Genomic DNA, 21,913 nt, shown 5'->3' with positions numbered 1-21,913 from the left:
GACCGTACCCCGAAGGGTGCATGGGGTGTGAAAGGATAAGACGCCGAGCGGTCGCGAGGCCCGCTTCGTTTTTCGCCTCCCTCGACCAGGCAAAGACGCTGCACAAAAGCCCCTATCATACACGACAGGAAAACGCTTCCCAGCACCGTGCATTGCCGCCCTCCAAAGCAAGACCATCACTTACCGAAACCGTGGTCGATTTCCTTCACCGGCAACCGGGAAGCCGCGACCGTGATGGTCCTCCCCGGCAGCGCCGGCCCACGCACCTTGGGCAGGATATCGTCGGGCAGTTTCACCGCGTGTCCACTGACCCGCGCCAACTCGTCCAGACGGCTTTTCAACGCCGCCCCACGGTCGAAGCCTGGATGTTTCATACTAGGCTCCGTTCTCCCCAATGCTGCCTCGCCCACAGACCACACCGTTCTCTCCGGCATCACCTCCTTTTCTTTTCCCGGTACCCGTCGCAGCACCTCCGGTGGCGCAACCTCACTCACCTCCTTACGCGCCCCATCCTCCCCGTTCGGCAGCTTCACGACAGCGGGGGGCACTACCTTGTTTGTTGCCTCCCGATCCAGACTCGAACTCTTCACATCCACCCGCTCTACTTCCCGGGCGAGGTCGGCAAGCGAGTTGGTGAACACAGTGGCCCCGTACTGGGCACGGGTGACCGCGACGTTGAAGGCGTTGTAACTCGCCCGACCAAAGCTTTCCCGGGGAACCCCCTCCTCGAACTCTCCACGCTCCACTCCGCCTGTTCGCACCGGGGCGAACCAGATGGAGTGCTCCACCGTCGAGCCCTGGCTCTTGTGAATGGTGACCGCGTAGGCGTGATCGAGATGGGAATAGCGGTTCAGGTCCAAGGCGACCTGCCGCCCTTCGAATTCCACCTGAGCAACGCCGTTCGCCTCGATGCTCCTGATCACCCCGAGCGATCCATTTTGCAGGTGCAGGGTGCGATCGTTTTTCAGCGCGACAATCCGGTCCCCCGCCGAGAAAAACCGCTCATCCTCCCGGTATGCTGTGGTCTTCCCCACCATCTCGGCCGCCGGTAGGTTCTTGGTCACGGTCCGGGTGACCTCCCGCCCCGCTTTATCCTTCAATGCAAAGATATAGGTAACCGCCACCCGGTTCTTATCCGGGTCGATCTTCGACACGGTCCCTTTCGTGTTCAGCCGGGCACCCCAGCGCTGCATCCTGCCATCCCCGCCGCGGTAACCTGAGAAGAGGATCAGGTCACCTTCCCGATAGCAGTCCGCCGTGCTCCCTTCGGGGACCGGCACCAGCACCCTGGTTCGCACCCCCTCTCCTATTTCACCGTCACGGATGCGGGCCTCCCGAATCTCCCGGTTCAACAGAATACGGTCGGCGTTGGTAGAGGTGACCAGCAGCACCGACTGCTTTTCGCCCAACGCCGCCTTTTCCTGATCGTGCGCGGGGGTCATGCTTTCCGTCCGGTATCGCTTGACCGCGGCTGCCACCATCTCCTCGTGCGGCAATTCGAACACCTCGCCCTTCTCCTTCAAAAGCTCCAGCGCCTCCCTGGCATTCTCCCCGGGAAGCCGTCCCTCACGGTTCAGTGTCTTTGTCACCTCCAGAAGTTCCGGGTCGCGCTGCCTGCGGATCTCGTTTAAGCGCGCCACGTCGCAAACCCCTTCCTTTTCCAGCTCCAGCACCTGCCGGAAAAGATCGCCCGCCTGGATCGCCTGCAGTTGCCTCGTGTCACCCGACAACTGCAGCTTTGTCTGCACTCCCTGGTATTGCAGCTCCCGCACTACCTGCAAAAGATGCCGTGCCTGCCGGGCTCCGACGAAGCTCACCTCGTCCACCCGCAAAACGACCTGGGCACCCGCAGGGATGACAATTTTCTCTTGCCCGGCCTCTACCCTTGGCACATCAGCCTTCTCCTTCTCCAGGCGAACGTCACCCCTGAAATAGCTGTTCAGGAAGCCGTCCACCGTCCAGGCTGGGCGTCCGCTGGCACGCTGCAGCTCCTGCGCCGCCTTCCCCGTGAAGGCGATGTTTATCGAGTAGTGCTTCTCCCCCCTGGGCCTCAGCACCTCCGAGTTGAACCGCTCGATGATCTTCGGTGCGAGGGTCTTCCCGGAACCAGCCACTCCAATGGCAGCTCCGACCGGAGCGGAACCGGTAAGCTCCTTTTCGATCTGAGCCATCTGCCCTTCGCTCACCCGGAAGCCATCCTTCTCCACCTCGTTTTTCACGAAGGCCCTCACCTCCTCCAGGGTCGTTACACTCTTGAAGGGAGAAAGTTCCCGTACCAGTTTCAGGTTCTCCCTCTCGACGTCCCGGATCTCGGAGGTGGTGTAATACTCCCTCCCTTTGCCGTTCGGCCCCAGCCGCAGCACCCCCTTTGCGCCCCCGTCGACTGCACCGTTCAGCTCTCCAATATCATGCTGTCCGCCGGAGATGAGCACCGCCTGGTCGAGAAGCCTTGCCCGGTCGATGACCGCTTCCTTGTCAACGAGCCTATCCGCCGCGAGGAGAACCACCTCGGGTGCCGAGTACTCCGGCACAGGAGGGTCGAAGGTGCGGGACATCTCCAGTTCGTGCTTCACCTCCGGCATCGTGGTGCCGCAAGCGGCGAAGCCCTTCTCGAAGATCCTCTCCACATCCTGCCGGGTCACCTCCCTTTTCACGTCCCGGGTCTCCAGCGCCGCCATCTCGTAGAGCTTCGCATGGGACACGCCGTAGAACCGCTCAGCTTTCTGCCAGTTCCTCACCTGTTTCTCGATCGCCTTGCGCCGTGAGCTGAAGTGCTCGACGAGGCGCGGGTCGATCCCCTCGAGCTCAAAGAACATCTGGGAGCGGTCCGTGACTCGCAACGGAAAATCGCGCAGGCGAAGCTCGTGGGCCAGCGCCTGGCGGTACAAAAGTCCCAGAGATTTCTGGTCCTGGAACACAGGCTTGATCCAGTTCGCCCTCCAGTCGCCCTCCCCGGTCAGGACCGCATTTAGGATGAAAACGTGCGAGTGCAACTGCGGATCCAGATTCCTTGAAGTCGCATGATCGAACGATGCCGCGAGGAGGCCGCCGTTTCGCACCCTATTGGGGCTGCGGTAAAGGGCGTAGTGTCCATCCATGTGCTCAAGGACCGCAGCAACCGCCGCATCGTGCGCGTCCTTGATCCCTTCCACCCCCAGCACAAAACCGATGGAGACGGATTTGGGGGCCGAAAAGGTGGCGTCGTTCCCCGCCCGATGCTTTTTGATCAGGTCTCCAGTCTTCCCCTCCCGGGAGTACCCAGGAACCACGAGCTGCACTCCAGTACCTGGATCGCGTCCAGCGGAGAGCGCGTGCAACTTCTCCTTCTCCACCGGCCCGCGAAGCCCCAAGACTTCGGCGCCTTTCCCGTACCAGCAGGAGTTCCGCTCCAACGCATCTTCCTTCAGGTAATAGTCCTCCCGGGAAAAATACCCTCCGGCCTGCCCTGCACTCATGCCGCGCGATATAGAAAGCATGTGACCTCCCCTTGAGCCGGACACCCTAGTCAGGATTCTTGGCTTCAGCCACCTACTCGCAATATATAAGCCAACGCTAATTTGTTGTTTTTACTTAGCCTCATTTCAAAGCGGAACATTAACATGTTCACAAAAGAAACTGAGCCTGTTCAAAATTTGACCTTCCGGCGGTCGCACTGGCGGATGCCGATTTAAACCGGGACGTTTGAGGAGGAACATTAAAAATGGGAGGGAAGACACGGGGCGCAAATCGACAACTAGGTGAGGTGAACCTAGCGTTGGAAGCCTACCGCGGATTCTAGCCCCGGCGATCTATTGTTTACTAAGGATGGGAACGCTACAGGTAGGATTATGGAGGAAAGGGAGTACTACCAAAGCGAGGAGCAGGCGGAGAAGAGGAAGCATGCGCCTTCCCATTGCCTGGACGATACGATGTCAGCCTCCGGCTTAGAAAAAAGTTGTTTACAAACGCAGGCGCCTATGTTAAATAATCTCAAGCTTATGGAGGGGTTGGCTTGTTGGTAAAGCCAAGGCGCCTGATAAGCGTCCGGTCGGGCAACCGATCCAGGAGTTCGATTCTCCTCCCCTACTTAAGAGGGCCTAGTGAAACTAGGCCCTCTGCCTTTTTGTAACCATCCCTTCTTTGGACATAGGGTTATTACAGCCCATCCCTTCACTTATAACGCACAAATACAATTGCATTTCCCAATTATATATGGTTTATTCGGCCTGCGGCTTATAGGCAGATTTATTGATGCGTTTCGCATTCATAAGAAACCAATGTTACGTTGGCAGTTGTTGCTTTTCGGTGTCCCATAGTATTACGTACTGTTCGCCTATTACTCGCATAAGAGTGCCTATAAGCCGCCTTTAAAAAGAGTACGAAATATGAGTGACTTAGAAAAACTTAAGAGCTGCAAGTCATTAAACGATTTAGCTGTAGTTCTTAAATACAAGCCAAGTGCCCTCGCTTATATCCTCTATAAACTCCCAGATAGCCAGAAATACGAAGAATTCACTATACCTAAAAAAAGTGGAGGATCTCGTAAGATTAGAGCGCCTAAAGAGCGTCTAATGGCTCTCCAAAAACGACTATCAGAGGTACTCAATAATTGCTATTCAGAAGTAATTAAAAACTACGGGAACCCTCTATCCCATGGGTTTCGTAAAGACTGTTCGATTGTAACAAACGCACTCCTGCACAGAAACAGGCGCTTTGTCTTCAATATTGACTTAAAAGATTTTTTCCCCTCAATTAATTTCGGTAGGGTCAGGGGGTTTTTCATATACAACAAGCACTTTAGCTTGGAACCAAAGGTAGCTACTGTAATTGCTCAAATAGTTTGTTATGACAATGAATTACCACAAGGCAGTCCATGTTCTCCAGTAGTAAGCAACTTAGTAGGCCATTTGCTTGACATCAAGTTAGTTCAGCTCGCTAAGTTGCATAAATGTTCTTACTCGAGGTATGCTGACGACATTACATTTTCAACTAACAAAAAAGATTTTCCTGAAGAAATCGCGTACATTGCAGCTGGAGGTGATTGGGAACCTGGGCCGAAGCTAACTGCGACTATCAATAAAATGGGCTTTGCAGTCAATGAGCGTAAAGTATCAATGCAAAGCAAGACTAGAAGACAAGTAGTTACTGGACTTGTTGTAAACAAAAAAGTAAATGTCAAAAAAGAGTACTACAGAATAGCACGAGCTATGTGTCACTCATTATTTAATAATGGAAGTTTTTATATTAGCACTATGGGCAATGACACTACTCAATCTGGTACTATTGATAGCAATAATAATTGCACAGCAAAACAGCTTGAAGGTATTTTAAGCTATATTTACATGATCAAGGGAGTTCACGACAGTAGAACTAATGTGGAGAAAAGGAACAAGCCCGCATCAATCATGAAAGCATATAGGCAGTTTTTATTTTACAAGCATTTTTACCAAGCAGAAAAGCCAGTGCTTATCTGCGAAGGCAAGACTGATCATATTTATATCAGGTGTGCATTAAAGCAACTGCACCAACACTACCCTGCTTTAATCGAAAAAACAACTGAAGGGTGGTCTTGGAAGATTACTTTTCTGAAGATGTCAGAAAATTTTAGAGAAGTCCTTTCCATAGCAGAAGGAACCTCTGGATTAGCGGCTTTAATGGATATGTATAAAAAAAATATTGGTATTTTTAAAGACGGGACAGGGAAAAAACATCCTGTTGTAATGCTTATCGACAATGACAAAGGCGCAAAGGAAATTAAAAGCAAGCTAAAGAAGACTGAAGACGGGAAAGGGTACAAACCGTATTTTACTGAAAACCTCTATGTCATGACTCTTCCACAGGGAGCCAACGGAGAGGAGATCGAAATTGAAGATCTTTTTGACAAAGACCTACTTGAAACTAAAGTAGCCGGCAAAAGTTTTAATAAAAAGACGAAGACCGATACGAAAACAGAGTATTCCAAAATTATATTTGCGGAAAAAGTCATTAAGCCAAAGCAACATATTATTAACTTCAGCAACTTCATGCCGGTACTAAACCATCTCAACGGCATAATCTTAAGTTACCAGCATTTAAAAGGTTCTGCCCCCACAGAAAAAGAAACAGAGGCCCTGAATGTCCTCCTCCCAACGCAAACGCCACAACCGCCTATATACGTACCAGGAGTTTAAGCGGAGTTAAAGAGAGTCCCCGTTGTTAAATCTGTACGTCGAACGGCCTTTGGGAGACTGTTACAGCCTGCCGCCGTTTCCAACCCAATAAGAGTGACTATCATCTCTTGCTGGTGCGGCAAGACTCGCATTCTACCATTTTTTAGCGCACTAACGACAGAAGCTACATGCGCCTCTCTCCCCAAAGCGTCAACTACTGCATTATGCATGAGCAAATCTACTGAGGATTTAAGCTGCAATTGCGGGAATTCTTTTTGACATATTGCCCTTGCCTTTTTTTCATCAATAATCGCAACTGCCCCTGTCTCATCTGCATATCCAATCGTAGCAGCTTCACCATCATCTAAAGTCTGAACAGCCGGCCCATTAACCAATGAGAAATAAACCTCGCTACCAGCCTCACCTAGACAAACAGCTCTTACCCTCCCGACCTCAATCAACTCCTGCAACTTTTTGCCATCACTGTATCCTTTGTTGCCACCTAGCAACAGTTCATCCAGAGCTTGAGTGGTGACGACGACGGTTCCTGGGTAGGCGGTTAATATGTCCATAGCTCGACCAGTTGCATTAAGATTTATAATAACACTCGCATCTGCAACCAAGATCATCTCAGTATCATCAGGAAAGCTTGAAGAGTTCATTTGCCTCGTTTTCCTCTTGTTCAGCACCATCAAGAATCAACCTAGTTTCACACCTAGTTACTCCCAAGAGCCTAGCCAATTGCCCCTCGCTGTAAAGCCCCTTCCTCCAAGCTTCTCGTGCTAACAAACCAAGTCGAGGCGGCACCGGTCCTTGCGCAGCCGAAAAATCATGCGATTTTTCGGGATCCACTCCCAAAACCTGTTTTACTTGCTCATTAGTAATGCCACCATTTGCTACGAACCAATCCCAAGTTCCGCTCTTTGCAAGCTTAAGCTCTTCCAGCCTCCTGCACATTGCCTCACGTGATACACCAAAACTGTGGGCAAGAAGGATGATATGTCGCCGCGTCAAATGAGATTGACCAGCAGTAATTTCAGCAAAACGCTGACGTACAGCTCGGCCAGGCGTAAGAAAGCATCTAGCAAAATGATTAGCATACTTTTCTTCGCGGGATGAAGTGTTCTCTACTACGACTAAAACTTCTGGTTCTCTTCTCGTGCTCACAAAATGCGCTAATTCATGAGCACCAGTATTCTTCAAGCGTTCTGCTGGATGATTTGCGTTCAGCAACATACAGGCACCGGCTTGCTCGTCGTATGCAAATAATCCCGATACGCTGCTATCTAATTGCCTAACATAGACTCTGACGCCAAGTTGTAGATCTAATATGGAAACAATATCAAAAATTGCCCCACCACCTAAGCCAAGCCAGTCTCTTAATTCTTGCGCATCCAGCTCCGCTTGGTTCCGTACATCCCCTGGGAGGATCGGTCGTTCTGGTGGATAATTCCGCGGCCTATCTACTGCTAGAACCGTTTCCAACTCTAATTCTGCAGCAACTAGATCATGTAGAAGTTTTATTGACTTTTCTATGGCATTATCTTCACTCGAGACTAGTTTCCTAAAACGTGGAACTAAATCTATATGCACAGCCTCTTTTCTCAATATACTATTTACAGAAGTGTTGTATAGACGAGCCAGCTGTTGAAGTTCATCTGGTCTGACACGCCGTTGTCCCTGCTCTATAGCAACGATTGTAGTTCGAGCAACATTGATAGCTTTAGCCGCTGCAGCTTGCGTAGTTTTTGCCGATTCTCGTGCTACCCGCAGGCGCTCTCCAAGTTCCGAATCTGATATTTTTTCTCTATAACTCATATCTCAACTCGTACCCACTGTTTCACAAACGAGTCTTCCCCCAAAGATTCCAGATAATTCCGCCACTCTTTTGCATGCCGGTTCAATAAAGCCCCTAACCGTTGCTCGGCCTCTTGGCATGGTAAATCCATAACAGACGCAAGTAAGGTTGCATGGCGCTTCACGATAGGAGAAGCAGCTGCATCCGCCATCCGTGCTAGATCATCCATGTGTAAGGTGCCGGCGATTGCGTACTCCTTAAATGCTTTTGTGACCTTGCTGTAGCCTTTATGAACCGCACTTTCCATTGATTTAGCTGTTAGATCTGTGACGATATAGACATCAGGGTCTTCAACAAGGCCAGCCGCATGAACACTAACGCGTCTCAACATACATGCTGCACATATACCACACTGCCTTAACTTTCCGTTCACGCCCGCCCAGATATTGCTTTGCCAACAAGACCTAGTCGATTTCCAATCCGCTCCATTACAGACCTCCACAAATTCTTTTAAGGTCTCTCCCTTTGTGCTCCAAATGCGTGGAAAAATAAAGTGAAGCTCTGAACCGAAAAGCTGTTTATACAAGTGCTCCATTTTTTTGGTAAAGAAAGGATGATTTCTATAATCCGGATATCCGTGCCCGACATTCATTATCGCAGGTCCTAGCGCCCCCTGTCCGCTTTCTGGAATTACAATTTCGGTGGCACCAGCTAGATAGGCGGCTATGCATGAAATGATTGTGTATTTAAAGCCACGTGAACGTCCGCTGGTCTCTCTATTTCGTGCCCTTACAGGTACTTTGTAAGGAACGGTAGTAAACGGTTCACAGTTTTTTGCAGATATCTTCCTATCCCAACTTTTTGAACCAACCCGAACACGAACGAGCTGATTCTTATAGGCTTTACCAAGGATGCCAGCAACAGACCTTGAGTCCATACCGTCACTGTAGGGAAGGACGGCAACTGTGTTTGCCGGAAACTGCAAGGAGTCCTGTGACGGCGGTTTAGCTGGCAACACTCTCTGTACGAACTCAAATGTCCAATAGTCCCCAGTTAAAAACTCAACTGCGTTTTGAAGCGCTGTAGCTACAGTTGATGAACTCCAAACATCTAAACTGTGCACTGGAATTTTAAGACGTATTCTCCGAGCCCAACCAAGAGACGGGCGCCGGAGTACCTTATCCGCATATTCGATGCCAGCAGCTAAAACTATGACATCAAAAATAAGAGGATCCCAGCGAGCAAAAGCATAGGACTGAAGGGCCCAGGTAGAAAAAATTATATCTTTACCAAGATATAGGCTTTCCCAACCATCCATTGCTGGACAGCCTTCCTCAAGCACCTGCACTTGTAATTGTGGCAGCTCATCATGCTTTTTATCTGGATTCATAACGGTGGCCCCTCGTCAATCCCGGTTTGTTTCTGAATCGAAAAACTTCTGGGATTAATTCCATTCCCACTGAGAATCCTTTTTGAAAGATCCGGCAGCGATGCACACTCTCCTACTTCAGCTAGTCGTTTTCGCATATCAACCGGAAAAGCAGGAGCGCGTCTAAGATAGTGCTCTACCACCTGCCGAGACACTCCAAGGAAATACTGCTGCAGCGAATTTTCCACTGCGGCTATGCAAGCTAAATCGCCAGTTAGCCCTAATGTGTTAGCCTCTATAGCACAGTCAATGAGAAGGTTGTCCATAGCAGATCCTCTGCATTGATTGCGAACCTCCTCAAGCTGCGCCTTACAATCCTCGGCAAAAAGGCCATTCAAGATCTTTTGTAACTGCTTTAGGACGTTGCTACTCAAGTCCTTCACTAGAGCAGCTCTCAGTAGAGCCGCAACATCTCCTACTGAAAACGCCGGCTTTGAAGCGAGCTCAGCAACTTTTTTCCAATGCCTACGCAACGGAAGACTTCGGTGTGGGCCATCACTCATAGTATCTCCAAACTTTATGTTTTAGAAAGACTCTGAAACTCCCGGACTCCATCAAGAAATCAGCTACACCCTTCTCTTCAACTCAAACAGACGGCAGACTCGCAACAACCTTTCCCAGAAAGCTGTCGAAACCATATCACCGAGGATCTGACATTGTCAATATTTTTATCTACACATTCTGACATCTGATGAAAACTGGCGCTTACCAAAGAGGTGAGCGGGGGGGCAGGAAAAGTGAATTTCCTGAGGAGAGAAAGTTGGCAAGAGAAATAACCGAAGAGTACTTGTGGGCGGGCGGCGAAGGAAAGCGTTTGACGAGGGGCACCAACGGTAAAAACAATGAACCTTCTTCACAAAAAACAGATGCAAAAACGGATGCAAACGGTTGCAAGCAACAAAAAAGGGCTTAGCCTTAACTGGCTAAGCCCTTGATTTTTTTGGAGCGGGAAACGGGATTCGAACCCGCGACCTTCAGCTTGGGAAGCTGACACTCTACCACTGAGTTATTCCCGCTTGGTGGAAGAAAACTTTTACCGCATTCGAGTGGGTCTGTCAATGGTTTTGTTGGCTTACCCACCTACACGTGCCCTCTTCGCGGCCGGCCGGTGGACTGAACCGGTGGACTGAACCGGTGGACTGAACCGGTGGACTGGACCGGTGGTCTGGACCGGTGGTCTGGACCGGTGGACTGGACCGGTGGACTGGACCGGTGGACTGGACCGGTGGACTGGACCGGTGGACTGGACCGGTGGACTGGACCGATGGACTGGACCGATGGACTGGACCGATGGACTGGACCGGTGGACTGGACCGGTGGACTGGACCGGTGGACTGGACTGGTGGACTGGACCGGTGGACTGGACCGGTGGACTGAACCGCGGGGGAGGGAGCCGGGGGAGGGAGCCGGTGGACTGAACCGGGGACTGAGCCGGGGACTGAGCCGGGGACTGAGCCGGGGACTGGGCCGGGGACTGGGCCGGGGACTGGGCCGGGGGAGTGAGCCGGGGGAGTGAGCCGGGGGATGGGGCCGGTGTCTGAGTTGGTGCACGGTTGCGGCGACAGGTATCGGTCGACAAACGGTGGACAGGCTTGGTCAGGTGCAGAAGGGGGGCCGGACGCCCCCCCGGGCTACTTCACCACGAGCTTGGAAAGCATCTTTTCGGCTAGATCTTTGCTGGAAACCTCGTAATTGCCGCTCTTGATCTGCGCACGTAATTCCTCAACCCGTTCCACCCGGATGTCGTCCCGCCTCTGCTTGGAGGTGGGCACCACGGGCATGTAGCTGGACAGCTCGACTTTGTCGCCGGACGCCTGCTGCTTGGCCGCCACATCTGCGTGTGCGTCGCCCGCTTCGGGCTTGTCGTTGCGCACTACGGCAAGATGGGAAACGGCCGGATTGGAATTGAGCTCTTCTAGTTTCATCAGTTTCGCCCCCAGTAAGGTAGGTTTCAGGTTTTAATCCGTTTCGACACCTCGACGGATAACTTTAGCTTTTATTCATCACCCGTCGATTTTTCTTACAAAAGGGAGCTGAAGCAGTTCCGGAAAGTCGCTGACCCGGTAACTTGCGGCCTCCAGCTCGCTCTTTTCCCCGTAGCCGTAGCTGCAGCCGACGGTCCAGACCCCGGCCCCGCCGCCGGCGGCGATGTCGTTGACGCTGTCGCCCACCATGACGCATTGCCCGGCGGCGACGCCGAACTCGTTCAGCACGGCGAGCACCGGCTCGGGGGAGGGTTTGCGGTACGGGAAAGAATCGGCGCCGAAGATGTCGGTGAAATGCCGCTCCAGCCCCAGCTTCGCCAGCACTTCCCGGCACAGAGCGACGTTCTTGTTGGAAAGGACCACCATCGGGATGTCCAGCCCGGCAAGCTCCTGCAGGGTCTCGGGGACGCCGGGATAGGGACGGGTCTTGTCGGCTATGTGGGCGAGGTTGTAGGCGAGAAATTCCTCAAGCGCCGCCTCGATCTCCGGCTCGCCTAATCCAGGGAGCGCCCGCTCCACCAGGGAGCGTGCCCCCTGCCCCACCAGCTTGCGCACGTCCGGTATGCCGATCTGCGGCAGCCCGAACTTGCCCCGGATCAGGTTGGTGGCGTCGGCCAGGTCGGGCAGAGAATCGATCAGCGTGCCGTCCAGGTCGAAGATGAGCAGGCGGATGGGATCCATTGTTCTCTCCAGTAAGAGGACAGTAGTCAGGCAAAGGGGACAGGCACCTGCGGAGCCAGTCCCCTTGGGCCCTGATACGAAAGAACCGCGGCAACGGGCTTGCGCCGGTCACCGCGGTGTTTTTGTGCAATAAACGAACCTGCTGGAAATGAGGCGCGGGAGTTATTCCCACTCGATGGTTGCGGGGGGCTTCTGGCTGATGTCGTACACCACGCGGTTGACACCCTTCACTTCGTTGATGATTCGCGAGGATATGCTCCCCAGAAGCTCGTAGGGGAGCTTGACCCAGTCGGCGGTCATGCCGTCCAGGGAGTTCACCGCGCGCAGCGCGACGGTCCACTCGTAGGTGCGGGCGTCCCCCATGACGCCGACGGTTTTCACCGGCAGCAGCACGGCAAAGGACTGCCAGATGTCGCGATATAACCCAGCCTTGCGGATTTCCTCGATGACGATGGCGTCGGCCTCGCGCAGGATGTCGAGCTTCTCCACGGAGAGCTCGCCGATGCAGCGGATGGCAAGACCCGGGCCAGGGAAGGGCTGGCGGTAGACCACCTCGTCGGGCATACCCAGTTCCTTGCCCAGGAGCCTGACTTCGTCCTTGAAGAGTTCGCGCACCGGCTCGAGGAGCTTCAGGTTCATCTTCTCGGGAAGGCCGCCCACGTTGTGGTGGCTCTTGATGACTGCGGAGGGGCCCTTGGTGGAGACGGACTCGATCACGTCGGGATAGAGGGTGCCCTGCGCCAGGTAGTCGACCTGGCCCAGCTTCTTGGCCTCTTCCTCGAAGAGGTAGATGAACTCGTTGCCGATGATCTTGCGCTTCTGCTCGGGGTCGGAGACGCCGTCGAGCATGTTGAGGAAGCGGTCGGTGGCATCGACATAGTCGAGGTTGATCTTGAAGTGCTTGGTGAAGAGGTTCACCACCTTCTCGGCCTCGCCCTTCCTGAGCAGACCGTTGTTGACGAAGACGCACTGGAGCTGGTCGCCGATCGCCTTGTGGATCAACACGGCGACGACGGAGGAGTCGACGCCGCCAGAGAGGGCGCAGAGCACCTTGCCGGTGCCGACCTTCTTGCGGATCTCCTCGATCTCAGTCTCGATGAAGTTGGCCATGGTCCAGGTCGGCTTGGAGCCGCAGACGTTGAACAGGAAGTTGCCCAGCATCTCGTCGCCGCGCGGGGTGTGCACCACTTCGGGGTGGAACTGCACGCCGTAGAAGTTGCGCTTCTCGTCCTTCATGGCGGCCACCGGGCAGCCGGTGGTGTGGGCCATCAGCTTGAAGCCGGCCGGCATCTGCTCGATGCGGTCGCCGTGGGACATCCAGACTTCGGCGCCCCCTTCGAAGCCGGCGAAGATCTCGCTCTCGCCGTCGAGCAGCAGGGTGGCGCGGCCGAACTCGCGCTTGTCGCAGCGCTCGACGCGACCGCCCAGCTGCTGGGTCATGAGCTGCATGCCGTAGCAGATGCCCAGGACCGGGATGCCGAGGTCGTAGATGCCGAGGTCGGAGTGCGGGGCATCCTTGTCGTAGACGCTGGAGGGGCCGCCGGAGAGGATGATCCCCTTGGGGGCGAAGGCCTTGATCTTCTCCAGCGCCATGTTGTAGGGGTGGATTTCGCAGTAAACGCTCTGCTCCCTCACCCGGCGCGCGATGAGCTGGGTCACCTGGGAGCCGAAGTCGAGGATGAGGACTTTTTCGGAGTGGATATCGACGGTCATGCTTTATTTCCTTTAGTGGGAACTATGGGACTTATGGGAACTATGGGAGCTATGGGACCATAGTCGACGGCTGCCGCTCTTTTCCTTTACTTCTCCACCCGATAGTTCGGGGCTTCTTTGGTGATCATGACGTCGTGGACGTGGGATTCTTTCAGACCCGCGCCGGTGATCCGGACGAAGCGGCCGTTTTGCTGCAGGTCGAGGATGGTGCGGCTGCCGGTGTAGCCCATGCCGGCCCTCAGTCCCCCCATCAGCTGGTGCACGTTGGCGGAGAGCGGTCCCCTGAGCGGCACCATGCCCTCGATCCCTTCCGGGACCAGCTTCACGTCGGCATCGACGTCGCTTTGGAAGTAGCGGTCCTTGCTCCCCTCTTTCATGGCGCCGATGGAGCCCATGCCGCGGTAGCTCTTGTAGGCGCGCCCCTGGTACAGGATGGTGTCGCCCGGGGATTCCTCGGTGCCGGCGAACAGGGAGCCGATCATGATGACGTCGGCGCCGGCCGCGACGGCCTTGGTCAGGTCGCCGGAGTACTTGATGCCGCCGTCGGCGATGAGCGGGATGTTGTGCTTCTTGGCCACCTTGGAGCACTCGGCGATGGCGGTGATCTGCGGCACGCCGATGCCGGCGACCACGCGGGTGGTGCAGATGGAGCCCGGTCCGATGCCGACCTTGATGGCGTCGACGCCGGCCTTGATCAGGGCCTCGGCGGCAGCGGCGGTGGCGATGTTGCCGGCCACGAGCTCGAGGGTCGGGTAGGTCTTCTTGATGCGGGCGATGGCTTCGAGGACGCCCTGAGAGTGGCCGTGGGCGGTGTCGATGACCACGACATCGACGCCGGCCTTCATGAGCGCCTCGATGCGGGCGTCAACGTCCGGGGTCGGGCCGACGGCCGCGCCGACCCGCAGGCGTCCGAGGGAGTCCTTGCAGGCGTTGGGATACTTCTTGATCTTCTCGATGTCCTTGATGGTGATGAGGCCCTTGAGGTTCTTCTCCTCGTCCACCACCAGGAGCTTCTCGACCCTGGTGTGCTTCAAGTGTTCCTTGGCCTGCTCCAGGGTGGTCCCCACCGGCACGGTGACCAGGTTCCTCTTGGTCATGCGGGCGGAGATGGGGAGGTCGAGGTCGGTCTCGAAACGGAGGTCCCTGTTGGTCAAGATGCCGACCAGCTTCCCGTTGGCCTTGGTGATCGGCACCCCGGAGATGCGGTACTTGGCCATCATCTCCAGCGCTTCCCGGATGCGCTGGTTGGGGCGCATGGTGATCGGGTCGACGATCATCCCGGACTCGCTCTTCTTCACCTTGTCCACTTCCATGGCCTGCTCGGCGATGGTGAGGTTCTTGTGGATGAAGCCGATGCCCCCTTCACGCGCCATGCAGATAGCGGCCCTCGACTCGGTGACCGTGTCCATGGCGGCACTCACCAGCGGGATGTTCAGCTGAATGTTGTTGGTCAGTCGGGTGCTCAGATCGGTATCGCGGGGGAGGATGAGTGAGTGGGCAGGGAGAAGCAGGACGTCGTCAAACGTGAGACCTTCGGGAAGGCTGCTTTCTAACATTAGGGAAACTCCTTTTGTTGTTTCGAGGCAGGTTTTAACCGGAAAACTTATTACAAGGGGGAAGGCAAGTCAACTAAAAATAGGCTAATGACAGAGATAAAACCGTAGCGGTTTCCCAGCGTTAGCGTCTACACAACCGGGGCTCATGGGGAGCGGTTATCCGCTGTGCAGTGAGGGGGCAATCGCCCTCACCTGCCCCTCACCTGCCCCTCACCTGCCCCTCCCGCAATTCCGGCAGAAGCCCTACGTGGGCGGCTCACAGGGCGAGCAAAGATGCCCCCTCCCAGCCTCTCTCGCGGAGGCACACTCCCCTCACCCCTGCCCCTCTCCCGGGGGGCGAGGGGATACGGCTCCCCCCTCCCGGCCTCCCCTCCGGGGCGAGGAGCAGACAGCAGGGCGAGGGGCGCATGGATGGGGCGAATGATTATTCGCCCCTACACATCCGCGGCGGCTCCTGCTTGGTTACATCGGGATGAAGGCGTCCTTGCTCCCCATCCGGCCCAGGGAGGCGACGATCAACTCGACGGCGTTGTCCAGGTCGGAAAGGGACATGGTCTCCACCGGGGTGTGCATGTAGCGCAGCGGCAACTTGACCAGGGCGGTGGCGACGCCGCCGCGGGAGATCTGCATGACGTTGGCGTCGGTGCCGGTGGCGCGGGCGATGCCGGTGTACTGCACCGCGATGCTGTTTGTGGTCGCCGTGTCGGAGAGGAGGTCGAAGAGCACCGGGTTGATGTTGGCGCCGCGCGGCAGGATCGGCCCCTTGCCCAGCCCCACCTCGCCGTTGTGCTTCTTGTCCACGTCGGGCTGGTCGGTGGCGAAGTCCACCTCGACGCAGATGCCGACGTCGGGGTTGACCGAGTAGGAGCTGGTGGTGCCGCCCCTGAGGCCCACTTCCTCCTGGACCGAGGAGACCCCGTAGAGGTCCACCGGGAGCGGAGCCGGGAGCTCGGCGACCCGCCGCAGCACCTCGGCCACCACGAAGCTCCCCGCCTTGTCGTCCAGCCCGCGCGAGCTGACCCGGTCGCCGAAGAGGCGCTCGAGGTTGCTGGCGAAGGTGATGGGATCGCCCACGCGCACCCACTCCTGGGCCTCTTTCTTGTTGGCCGCGCCAATGTCGATGTACTGGGCGTCCAGCTTGATGACCGTGTCGCGCTCCTTGGGCTCGATCAGGTGAATGGGGCGCTTGCCGATGACGCCGTTCAGCCTGCCGCGGGAGGTGTGCACGTGCACCCGCATCCCCGGGGTGATGTGCGGATCGACGCCGCCGATGGCGGAGAAATAGATGAAGCCGTTGTCGTCCAGGTAGCGTACCTGGAGGCCGATCTCGTCGGAGTGGCCGACCACCATGACGCGGGGACGGTTCTTCCCTTCGCCCTGGATCATCCCGAAGACGTTGCCCATGACGTCGGTGGCCACCTGGCAAAAGGGTTCTATGTAGGAGCGGAATACCCGCTGGGCCGGCTGCTCGTACCCCGAGGGGCTGGGCGCGGCCAGAAGCTGCTGCAGAAAGTCAAAGGATGCTTCGCGCATGTCGGAACCTCGTAGGAACAGATTGAGATTGAGATTAAGATTAAGAAGGCGCTGGGCCTGTTCTCACACTACCCTCAATGGCGGTTTTTTTCAACGCCACCGGGTGCCACCGGGTTGTCCGTGGCGCCGCGTTCACCCGCCCTTCCGCATACCCTCTGCGGGGAGACGAGGGGACGGGCGAATGATTATTCGCCCCTACAGGTGGCGGGGTGCGGTGCCAACGCCACCGGGTGCCACCGGGTTGTCGGTGGCGCCACGTTCACCCGCCCTTCCGCACACCCTCTGGCGGGGGACGAGGGGACGGGCGAATGATCATTCGCCCCTACAGGTGGTGAGGGGGGAGTTACATCGGGTACTTGCCCATGGCGGCGGGATCCATGTGGTCGAGGAAATCGACGAAACGGCGGGCGTTGTTCTCCTGGGCGAAGCCTTCCTCGTTCATGTCAAGGCTGGAAGCGCGGATCAGCACCTCGTCGTTCACCTGCACCGGCAGGTGGTACTTGAGGGACATGAGCATGGCTTCGGCCACGTGGACCTCGAGCCGGAGTTCCTCTCCTTGCGCGGGCTTCAGGCGCACCGAGGCGGTGAAGACGCCGTCGTGCAGGCTCTCGACGTAGATCCCGGCGACGGTCATGTCCAGCCGCTCGATGAGGGTGGTGAAGACGTCCTTGCGGCTGTTGCGCGCCCCCATCTCGCGCCCCACGAACTGGGCGGCGAAGGAGACCGACTCGGAGGCGTTGATCCATACCGGGACGGCGTGCTTCTCCTCGGCGTCCTTCAGGATGATGACCGGCATCTGCGCGATGGCGTCCAGGGCAAAGCCGAATACTTTCATTTCAACGTACATGGGTGCCTCGTCCCTTTCGTTGTCAGACATCCAGGATCTCTCCCTTGAGCAGAGTCTGCAGCCCTTCCGTGATCCTCACCTCGACCAGGCGCCCGGCCAGGGCGGGATCGCCGTTCATGACCGTGGCTCGGTTGCCGCCGGTCCTGCCGAAGAGCGCGTCACCGGTGCTGCTGGGGCCTTCCACCAGTACCCGCTGCACGCCGCCCACGAAACTCTCGTTGCGGGCCAGGGTGATCTTTTTCTGCGCCGCCTGCAGGCGCTCCAGGCGCGCCTGTTTCTCGGCCCGCCTCACCTCGTCCGGGAACCCGGCGGCCTTGGTGCCGGGACGGGCCGAGTAGATGAAGGAGAAGAGGTCGGCGTACTGGACCTCCTCGATCAGCTCCATGGTCTGTTCGAAGCACGCCTCGTCCTCGCCGGGGAAGCCGACGATCATGTCCCCGGTGAACTGGATCCCGGGGCAGGCATCCCGGAGCGCGCGCACCTTCTCCAGGTACTGGACGCGGGTGTAGCCGCGGTTCATCCCCTGCAGGACCGCATCGCTACCCGACTGGGCCGGCAGGTGGATGTGCGGCGCAAGCTTCGGTATCTCCGCAAAGCAGGCGATCAGCCTGGGGGAGATGTCCTTGGGGTGCGAGGTGGTGAACCTGAGCCTCTCTATCCCCTCCACCTGCGCCACCAGGCGCAAGAGGTCGGCAAAGTCGGGCGCGCCGGGCTCCTTGAAGCCGTAGGAATTGACGTTCTGCCCCAGGAGGGTCACCTCGGTGACGCCGGCGGCGGCCAGGGCGGCGACCTCCTCGACCACCTTGTCGGCACTCCTGCTGATCTCGCGGCCGCGCACGTGCGGCACGATGCAGTAGGCGCAGAAGTTGTCGCACCCCTGCATGACGGTGACGAACCGGGAGACGCCCCCTTCGCTTTCGGCGTGCGGGAACAGGTCGAAACGCTTTTCGTCGTCGAGAAAGTCGGTGGCGACGCTCTGCTTCCCCTGCTCGGCGCCGGAGACCATCTTCTGCAACAGGTGCAGGTTATGGGTGCCGAAGACCAGGCTCACGAAGGGGGCCTTCCGCAGCAGCCGCTCCCCTTCCTGCTGTGCCACGCACCCGCCCACGCCGATGATCAGGCCGGGCTTTTGCTTCTTCATCGACTTGAACTTGCCCAGGTGGCCGTAGACGCGCTGCTCGGCGGTCGCCCGGATGCTGCAGGTGTTCAAAAGGACCAGGTCCGCCTCCACCGGGTCGGCGGTCTGCTGGTACCCTATCCCCTTCATCAATGTCACTATCTTTTCGGAATCGCTCACGTTCATCTGACAGCCGAACGTTTCCAGGTAAAGCTTTTTCGCCTTATTCACGTCTATATCCTGATGGTTAAATGGAGGAATAGTACGAAAATTGGCCGCACCCAGTCAACATCTATTAGCTGCCGCGCCGGTTCTTCTCTCCCAGCCCCCGTTGCCGCGCATTAGCCGGCATAAATCATTGTCCTACCGATATATGCAATAAAAAATATATTGACATATCATGCGTCGAAGATCTATAACGCTCATTAGCGTGGCGGCCCCGGGGCCGGTTGCACGTCTCTGCCACGACACATCACCTCTCCAAGCTAAACAGTACTAATGATTAGGGCACTTCATTTCGATTATAAATATCCAACACACCACATTTTCCCTAAATCTACCGGTGAATACACCGATTAAGACAGCAACGCCCAGAATTTAATTAGTTAGGACCGATCACACGGTGCCACTGAAATACCTTCGACCAGAGGTTGGTGTAAAAACCAACGAAACAAAAAGGAGAAGTGAATGAAAAAACTGGAAAAGCTGTTGATCGGCGCAGCCGTTTGTGCCCTGGCTGCCCCTGTCGTGGCGCAGGCAGACGACCAGGACATGCAGAAGAAGATCGACGAACTGACCAAGAAGGTGCAGAAGCTCGAGGAACAGCAGAAGAGCCCGGACCAGAAGAAGATCGAGGACCTGACCCGCAAGGTGGACAGGATCGAAGAGAAGTCGCTGGGCAAGTGGCTCACCATCGGCGGGGACTACCGCTTCCGCGTCGATTCCCTGAGGGGTGACGTCGCGGCCCACTCCGACGCCATCGGCACCATGAACAACCTGGTCGGCGCCTTCGTGGTCGGCCCAAACGCAGTCGCGGGGCTGACCGTCGGTGACAACGCCCAGATCGTCAACCCCTCCGGCACCGCCTTCATGTTCCAGGGCAAGGCAGGCTCCCTCTTCACTCCGGCCCAGTTCAACACCATACTGAACAACTACATGCCGTCGGCGATGTACAACGCCTTCATCGGGCAGATCATGCCGGCCCTGGGCGGGATGACCCCGACCGACGTCAACAACTACCTGGCCGCCAACCGCCTCACCGCCCAGCAGCAGGGGATCCTCGCCACCCTGACCCAGAAGGGGGTCATGGACAAGGTGATGAGCATGATGACCCCGGCCAACCAGGCCGCCTTCGCCGCCCTCCCCCCCGCGTACCAGCAGGCCGCCATGGTGATGGCGATGCAGGGCTTCCTGGGCGCCGGCAGCGGCAACCTGGCCACCACCCAGTCCTACAAGGCCAAGAACGACCTGCTCTACACCAACCGCCTCGGCATCGACCTGCACGCCAAGGCCACCAAGGACGTGACCGTGAACGTCCGCCTGGTCGCCTACAAGACCTTCGGCTCGCAGGATGACTCCGCCGTCACCAACAACGGCAACACCCCGTTCTTCGCCGACCGCGTCGGCGTCTTCGACGGCACCCTGGGCCACGTCCCCTCGTCCAGCCTCCTCGACGTCGACCGCGCCTACGCCACCTGGTCCAACATCGCCGACCAGCCGATCTGGTTCTCCGTCGGCCGCAGGCCCTCCACCAACGGCGCGCCGAGCAACCTGCGCCTGAACAACGAGCGCCCGGGCAACGGCGGCACCCCGGCCCTCCTGGTCGACTACGCCTTCGACGGCATGACCATCGGCTGGGCGCCCGACATCGAGGCGCTCCCCGGGGCCTACGCCAAGGTCTGCTACGGCCGCGGCTTCGAGTCCGGCTTCGAGACCCCGAGCAACAGCTTGAAAGACACCGACATGCTGGGTGTGGCCATCATCCCGGTCGACACCGACCCGCTGCGCGTCTGGCTGCAGTGGAACCGCGGCTTCGAGATCTTCGACTTCCCGGTCATGTCCAACACCGCCTTCGGCAACACCGGTCCGGCCACCTCCCTGGGTGACATCGACTGGTACGGCGCCGGCTTCATGAGCACCCTGAAGAACATCGGCCCGGGCAAGCTCAACTTCTTCGCCGATGCCGGCCTGAGCGTCACCCACCCCAACGGCAACGTCTCCAACAACGCAGGCTTCCAGGGTCTCATGACCGGTTCCTTCTTCAACCAGGAGGCACCCTCCGACAAGACCGGCTGGGCGGCCTATGCCGGCGCCCGTTACGACTACGAGCCGACCAGGACCAAGTTCGGCATCGAGTACAACCACGGCTCCAAGAACTGGATCACCTTCGCGCCTGCCGCCGACGACATGTGGACCTCGAAGCTTGGGACCCGCGGCGACGTCTACGAGGCGTACCTGATCCAGGAACTGAACCTGAAACCGGTCTCCTCGCACCTGTCCAAGGCCTTCTTCAAGATCGGCTACCAGTACTACGACTTCGCCTACACCGGGAGCAACAACTGGGTGGGCGCACCGCAGAAGATCTCCGACATCAAGTCCACCGACTTGATGCTGCTCCAGCCGCTCAAGAGCGCGCAGGACATCTACGCCACCTTCGAAGTCAAGTTCTAGAACCCGTGCCGCGGGTGCGGCACAGCGCAAACCGGGGTGGCGGCAAAAGCCGCCACCCCACCCCCAAAAGGAGAAAGAAGATGAAAAAAGCAGTTTCGGTAATGGTCCTGGTAGCAGTCGCAGCGCTCACCATCTTCTGCTTCGGTAGCGTCGCCAGCGCAGGTGAAGAGATCAAAATGGTAGGTGTAATCACCAAGATCGACATCGCCGGCAAGGACGCCAAAACCGCCACCGCCACCTTGAAGGACAACAAGACCGAGCAACTCGTGGTGATCACCGTCGAAGACGACCTGACCCTGGACAAGTTCAAGGATCACAGGATCGTTGAAGGCGACGAGATCCGCTGCAAGTACGAGGTTATCGACGGCAAGAACGTCTCCAAACTGTTCAGGAAAACGGCGGGCTGCTAGCAAGTTTCCCTTTTCGTTGGCCTCGCGCTGTAGTTTGCCGCCAAAT

17 protein-coding genes and 2 tRNA genes are annotated in these 21,913 nt (G+C 57.0%); 6 read left to right on the top strand and 13 right to left on the bottom strand.

Annotation, left to right across the window (positions count from 1 at the left end; translation table 11 throughout):
- Positions 1–176: 176 nt before the first annotated feature.
- Positions 177–3,476, bottom strand: a complete 3,300-nt coding sequence (mobF, locus tag H7687_RS05385; protein ID WP_183345864.1) for a MobF family relaxase — start codon at positions 3,474–3,476, stop codon at positions 177–179.
- A gap of 503 nt (positions 3,477–3,979) precedes the next feature.
- Here mobF and H7687_RS05380 point away from each other — a divergent pair.
- Together H7687_RS05380 and H7687_RS05375 are read left to right on the top strand one after the other, a co-directional pair.
- Positions 3,980–4,067, top strand: a tRNA-Ile gene (locus H7687_RS05380).
- 297 nt (positions 4,068–4,364) lie between these two features.
- Positions 4,365–6,149: a retron Ec67 family RNA-directed DNA polymerase/endonuclease gene (locus tag H7687_RS05375; RefSeq protein ID WP_183345862.1), complete on the top strand. Its 1,785-nt coding sequence runs from the start codon at positions 4,365–4,367 to the stop codon at positions 6,147–6,149.
- Here H7687_RS05375 and H7687_RS05370 read toward each other — a convergent pair.
- The 4 genes from H7687_RS05370 to H7687_RS05355 are packed head-to-tail and all read right to left on the bottom strand — an operon-like array spanning position 6,146 to position 9,858.
- Positions 6,146–6,790 carry a PIN domain-containing protein gene (locus H7687_RS05370; protein WP_183345861.1) on the bottom strand — a complete coding sequence of 215 codons (645 nt, stop codon included), beginning with the start codon at positions 6,788–6,790 and terminating at the stop codon, positions 6,146–6,148. The two genes, H7687_RS05375 and H7687_RS05370, sit on opposite strands and share 4 nt — an antisense overlap.
- Complete coding sequence (locus H7687_RS05365) at positions 6,768–7,946, bottom strand: XRE family transcriptional regulator (RefSeq protein WP_183345860.1); 1,179 nt, start codon at positions 7,944–7,946, stop codon at positions 6,768–6,770. The genes H7687_RS05370 and H7687_RS05365 overlap by 23 nt, the downstream gene beginning before the upstream one ends.
- Positions 7,943–9,316, bottom strand: coding sequence for a 7-cyano-7-deazaguanine synthase (locus tag H7687_RS05360; RefSeq protein ID WP_183345858.1), 1,374 nt, complete (start codon positions 9,314–9,316; stop codon positions 7,943–7,945). Before H7687_RS05360 ends, H7687_RS05365 begins: the two co-directional genes overlap by 4 nt.
- Positions 9,313–9,858, bottom strand: a complete 546-nt coding sequence (locus tag H7687_RS05355) for a hypothetical protein (protein WP_183345855.1) — start codon at positions 9,856–9,858, stop codon at positions 9,313–9,315. The genes H7687_RS05360 and H7687_RS05355 overlap by 4 nt, the downstream gene beginning before the upstream one ends.
- A gap of 257 nt (positions 9,859–10,115) precedes the next feature.
- Here H7687_RS05355 and H7687_RS05350 point away from each other — a divergent pair, with 257 nt between their 5' ends.
- Positions 10,116–10,268, top strand: coding sequence for a hypothetical protein (locus H7687_RS05350; protein WP_183345853.1), 153 nt, complete (start codon positions 10,116–10,118; stop codon positions 10,266–10,268).
- Between the two features lie 28 nt (positions 10,269–10,296).
- Here the strand turns inward: H7687_RS05350 and H7687_RS05345 are convergent.
- A tRNA-Gly gene (locus H7687_RS05345) sits at positions 10,297–10,371 on the bottom strand.
- A 144-nt stretch (positions 10,372–10,515) separates the two neighbouring features.
- On the opposite strand from H7687_RS05345, the gene H7687_RS05340 reads away from it, so the two are divergent.
- Entirely contained in the window at positions 10,516–10,773 is a 258-nt protein-coding gene (locus H7687_RS05340; protein ID WP_183345851.1) for a hypothetical protein, read from the top strand.
- A gap of 213 nt (positions 10,774–10,986) precedes the next feature.
- Here the strand turns inward: H7687_RS05340 and flgM are convergent, their stop codons facing one another.
- From flgM to miaB, 7 genes are all read right to left on the bottom strand, one after another.
- Positions 10,987–11,280, bottom strand: a complete 294-nt coding sequence (gene flgM, locus H7687_RS05335) for a flagellar biosynthesis anti-sigma factor FlgM (RefSeq protein WP_183345849.1) — start codon at positions 11,278–11,280, stop codon at positions 10,987–10,989.
- Between the two features lie 78 nt (positions 11,281–11,358).
- Positions 11,359–12,021, bottom strand: a complete 663-nt coding sequence (locus tag H7687_RS05330; RefSeq protein ID WP_183345839.1) for an HAD family hydrolase — start codon at positions 12,019–12,021, stop codon at positions 11,359–11,361.
- 162 nt (positions 12,022–12,183) lie between these two features.
- Positions 12,184–13,734 (bottom strand): glutamine-hydrolyzing GMP synthase, encoded by a 1,551-nt coding sequence (gene guaA, locus H7687_RS05325; RefSeq protein WP_183345838.1) that lies wholly within the window; start codon positions 13,732–13,734, stop codon positions 12,184–12,186.
- 86 nt (positions 13,735–13,820) lie between these two features.
- Positions 13,821–15,290, bottom strand: coding sequence for an IMP dehydrogenase (guaB, locus tag H7687_RS05320; protein ID WP_183345836.1), 1,470 nt, complete (start codon positions 15,288–15,290; stop codon positions 13,821–13,823).
- 462 nt (positions 15,291–15,752) lie between these two features.
- Positions 15,753–16,823, bottom strand: coding sequence for a M42 family metallopeptidase (locus tag H7687_RS05315; protein ID WP_183345834.1), 1,071 nt, complete (start codon positions 16,821–16,823; stop codon positions 15,753–15,755).
- Positions 16,824–17,166: 343 nt separating this feature from the next.
- Entirely contained in the window at positions 17,167–17,670 is a 504-nt protein-coding gene (locus H7687_RS05310; RefSeq protein ID WP_183345832.1) for a bifunctional nuclease domain-containing protein, read from the bottom strand.
- A gap of 22 nt (positions 17,671–17,692) precedes the next feature.
- Positions 17,693–19,018: a tRNA (N6-isopentenyl adenosine(37)-C2)-methylthiotransferase MiaB gene (miaB, locus tag H7687_RS05305; RefSeq protein ID WP_183345830.1), complete on the bottom strand. Its 1,326-nt coding sequence runs from the start codon at positions 19,016–19,018 to the stop codon at positions 17,693–17,695.
- A gap of 456 nt (positions 19,019–19,474) precedes the next feature.
- On the opposite strand from miaB, the gene H7687_RS21910 reads away from it, so the two are divergent.
- Positions 19,475–21,457, top strand: a complete 1,983-nt coding sequence (locus H7687_RS21910; RefSeq protein ID WP_246404599.1) for a DUF3373 domain-containing protein — start codon at positions 19,475–19,477, stop codon at positions 21,455–21,457.
- Positions 21,458–21,537: 80 nt separating this feature from the next.
- Positions 21,538–21,867, top strand: a complete 330-nt coding sequence (locus H7687_RS05290; RefSeq protein WP_183345828.1) for a hypothetical protein — start codon at positions 21,538–21,540, stop codon at positions 21,865–21,867.
- Positions 21,868–21,913: the final 46 nt, after the last annotated feature.

The organism is Geomonas paludis (assembly GCF_014193585.1).
GTDB lineage: Bacteria > Desulfobacterota > Desulfuromonadia > Geobacterales > Geobacteraceae > Geomonas > Geomonas paludis.
The sequence above is the reverse complement of the archived record's forward strand: the minus strand, read 5'-3'. Positions and strand labels throughout refer to the sequence as shown.

What these genes read in the sequence shown, in the direction of transcription:
- H7687_RS05310 (WP_183345832.1), bottom strand. Translation starts at nt 17,670, where the DNA reads ATGTACGTTGAAATGAAAGTATTCGGCTTTGCCCTGGACGCCATCGCG.
- H7687_RS05290 (WP_183345828.1), top strand. Translation starts at nt 21,538, where the DNA reads ATGAAAAAAGCAGTTTCGGTAATGGTCCTGGTAGCAGTCGCAGCGCTC.
- guaA (WP_183345838.1), bottom strand. Translation starts at nt 13,734, where the DNA reads ATGACCGTCGATATCCACTCCGAAAAAGTCCTCATCCTCGACTTCGGC.
- H7687_RS05360 (WP_183345858.1), bottom strand. Translation starts at nt 9,316, where the DNA reads ATGAATCCAGATAAAAAGCATGATGAGCTGCCACAATTACAAGTGCAG.
- flgM (WP_183345849.1), bottom strand. Translation starts at nt 11,280, where the DNA reads ATGAAACTAGAAGAGCTCAATTCCAATCCGGCCGTTTCCCATCTTGCC.
- H7687_RS05355 (WP_183345855.1), bottom strand. Translation starts at nt 9,858, where the DNA reads ATGAGTGATGGCCCACACCGAAGTCTTCCGTTGCGTAGGCATTGGAAA.
- mobF (WP_183345864.1), bottom strand. Translation starts at nt 3,476, where the DNA reads ATGCTTTCTATATCGCGCGGCATGAGTGCAGGGCAGGCCGGAGGGTAT.
- H7687_RS21910 (WP_246404599.1), top strand. Translation starts at nt 19,475, where the DNA reads ATGAAAAAACTGGAAAAGCTGTTGATCGGCGCAGCCGTTTGTGCCCTG.
- H7687_RS05365 (WP_183345860.1), bottom strand. Translation starts at nt 7,946, where the DNA reads ATGAGTTATAGAGAAAAAATATCAGATTCGGAACTTGGAGAGCGCCTG.
- H7687_RS05330 (WP_183345839.1), bottom strand. Translation starts at nt 12,021, where the DNA reads ATGGATCCCATCCGCCTGCTCATCTTCGACCTGGACGGCACGCTGATC.
- H7687_RS05370 (WP_183345861.1), bottom strand. Translation starts at nt 6,790, where the DNA reads ATGAACTCTTCAAGCTTTCCTGATGATACTGAGATGATCTTGGTTGCA.
- guaB (WP_183345836.1), bottom strand. Translation starts at nt 15,290, where the DNA reads ATGTTAGAAAGCAGCCTTCCCGAAGGTCTCACGTTTGACGACGTCCTG.
- H7687_RS05315 (WP_183345834.1), bottom strand. Translation starts at nt 16,823, where the DNA reads ATGCGCGAAGCATCCTTTGACTTTCTGCAGCAGCTTCTGGCCGCGCCC.
- H7687_RS05375 (WP_183345862.1), top strand. Translation starts at nt 4,365, where the DNA reads ATGAGTGACTTAGAAAAACTTAAGAGCTGCAAGTCATTAAACGATTTA.